Genomic DNA, 2,559 nt, shown 5'->3' with positions numbered 1-2,559 from the left:
TGCTTTACGGTTTAATCCTGTTAATGCTCTGAGTAACCTATCTTGTTTTAAGGCTCGTTCAATATTTAGCATTCTTCTGGCCAATTTCTGCTTGAACCATTTTACCTTATTTCCCAACAACTCTAATATATATTAATGCCAGAAAAATTTCCCATAACAAAAGAGTATTAGTAGTACTCTTTCTCTGAAAAGTGAGTGTTGAGTGCGTGTATCTACATGGCGGATGTAGTTACAAAGCTTGTGTGGCATGACGTACAGACTTAACAGACGATTAGGAGTCGATTACTGCCGAGCGCCCCATTCAAGCAAGTGGTTCACTCTTATTATCTACCCACCACAATTTGACCAACAAAGCCGTGAAAAGTTGGCGGTTGCTATATATTGCACGAAGAACTATTCTATTTTGCTCTCACCTTTAAACTGCATCAACAGCAGGTTAACTTGATTCACCTGTTGAGTTGAATTCCTGAGTACCAATGCTGGAATTTCTCCTTCAACTCTCCATTGAGAACCTGCGTTCGTATTTGCAGCAGTAAATGAGCGCCTTGTGGAGTCCATCGCATTTGTTGTTTTTTAACCATACGCTTGCTAATCACTTGATTAACCGTTGATTCGACAAAACTACTGGAAATACTTTCTTCATACCGCCAACGTTCCCCGTAATTAGGAATCAGTCCTTCATTATTACTGATGTAAGTATGAAATTTTTCCATCATATCGTAGAGTTTAAGAGCTACCGGACATGATTTGCGCTCACCCTTAGCTAAAAACCAAGTGTCATCTAATAAATATTGAATCAATTGCAATGCTTTATAAACATTGCCATGCCATAAATACCATTTAACACTCGTTAAATCTTCCTTAATTGACTTTCGTAGCTTGAAGTCTTTAGTAGTTAAACCTTTGGCCATCTGATTCATTACAGTAATACGCATGGTAATATGAAACCAGTCTAAAATATGTTCGGTGGATGGATTTAAACCCCATAACAATTCACGGATTTTTTCATCACCATCTGAGATTACAGTTACTTGTTGATGAGGTTGCATACCCTGAGATTTCAAAACTTCAAATATACGACGTTTTGGCTTATCGTCATAACTATAAGTAAAGCCAAAGCGTTTGGAGGTACTATCTGCTTTGATACTCTTGCCCACTATAACTTCAAAGTTACCTGCCTTCTTGTTATGTTTGTCATAGTAACGAACATACCCTCCATCTACTCCTACAACTAACGGCAAGTCAGGACGTGGCAATTGTTCCCAATCTCTGGGAGTTCCTTCGATGTATGTATCAATTTCATCTCCTAATTCATTCTCCAGACGTTGAGCTATTTTGTGTACGTTATTACGTACAGTTGTAGGATTTATTTGTCCTTCTATGGGTAGTAATTCTTCTAATAGTTTGACAGAAAGTCCGTAGGACATTAAAGAGGCAAATTTTGATTCTAAATATAACAATTCTGGGGATGTTCTTTGTTTGAGTAAGTTAGCTAATGGTTGAAATGTTCGGGTTGAATGTTTCTGACAGCTACAGTGAAATAATCGATTACATGGTAGTTTTAATTTACCAAATAGAGTTCTATAAACAATTGTTCGCTTGTCTTTATGCAATAATTTTTTTTGACAATGCTGACATGAATTCTGTTGATGTTCATATTCTGCTATTTGTTGTTCTACTAAAGTTTGTTGAACTTTTTTTAGTAATGTTTTAGCTTCTGTTAAGCTTAGTCCGAGGTTTTCTGGTTGTAAATAACTTCGCTCAATTTCTGTTATTTCTTGAATAATTTGTGGCTGACTATCATCTGATTCTACTACTACTTGAAATTTGATTTTCACAGTATCTCCTGTTTAAATAATATAGATTCTTTGTCTCCTTGACTATATTGCTTTAAACGTTTATTGACTAGCTGACGGTCAAATTTATTTTGGTAAACCTTAAGCCATGTTTGTAGTTGGGCTATTTCTTCTCTATCTATTTCTATATTTTTATCTTCTAATAAGGAGCTTAAAAGTTCTAAGAACTTGTGAACTGAAAATTCATCTCTGGCTTTCATAAAACCCCAAGCTCCACCACAATTTTCTGGTGGACAAATGCCTTTTCCACTAATACAAATTGGAAGTGTCTGATTCTGTTCATGTGGGAGAATGGCTTCTACTCGGATTTGATGTTGCCACCAATGTCGCCATACTCCCAGCGCGGGAGAGGTACTCAAATCATATTCATATAAAAATTTCTCTTTTTTTTGAAATCTAAATTGACTAAGTTTGATGAGGCTGGCATTTGTGTGAAAGTCTATACCCCCTAGTTGGCTGACTCCATATTGTTGACCATGAATGGTGAAATAATGAAGGTGGATATCTTCCCATCCCATTGCAATTTGGAGGATATAATGCAGGTCTTCTATGGTACTGTCGCTTTTGACGAGTAGGCGACGCCATATCATCGGACTAATACCCAGTAGTACGACTTTGAGTTGGTAGATAACGGGTTCGGAGTAATTAGACATTTGTCCATATTACCATATATTGTCATCTCCCCCGATTTTTTTCACTCTCC

At 36.8% G+C, this 2,559-nt stretch carries 2 protein-coding genes; both read right to left on the bottom strand.

Annotation, left to right across the window (positions count from 1 at the left end; genetic code table 11):
* Window positions 1–446: 446 nt before the first annotated feature.
* Window positions 447–1,838, bottom strand: a complete 1,392-nt coding sequence (locus F6K15_RS37745; protein ID WP_293071205.1) for an ISKra4 family transposase — start codon at window positions 1,836–1,838, stop codon at window positions 447–449.
* Window positions 1,835–2,509, bottom strand: coding sequence for a plasmid pRiA4b ORF-3 family protein (locus tag F6K15_RS37740; RefSeq protein WP_293071203.1), 675 nt, complete (start codon window positions 2,507–2,509; stop codon window positions 1,835–1,837). Before F6K15_RS37740 ends, F6K15_RS37745 begins: the two co-directional genes overlap by 4 nt.
* Window positions 2,510–2,559 lie beyond the last annotated feature (50 nt).

This window comes from Okeania sp. SIO2B3 (assembly GCF_010672525.1).
In the GTDB taxonomy this organism is placed as follows: Bacteria; Cyanobacteriota; Cyanobacteriia; order Cyanobacteriales; family Microcoleaceae; genus Okeania.
This window is presented reverse-complemented; position numbering and strand designations above follow the sequence as displayed.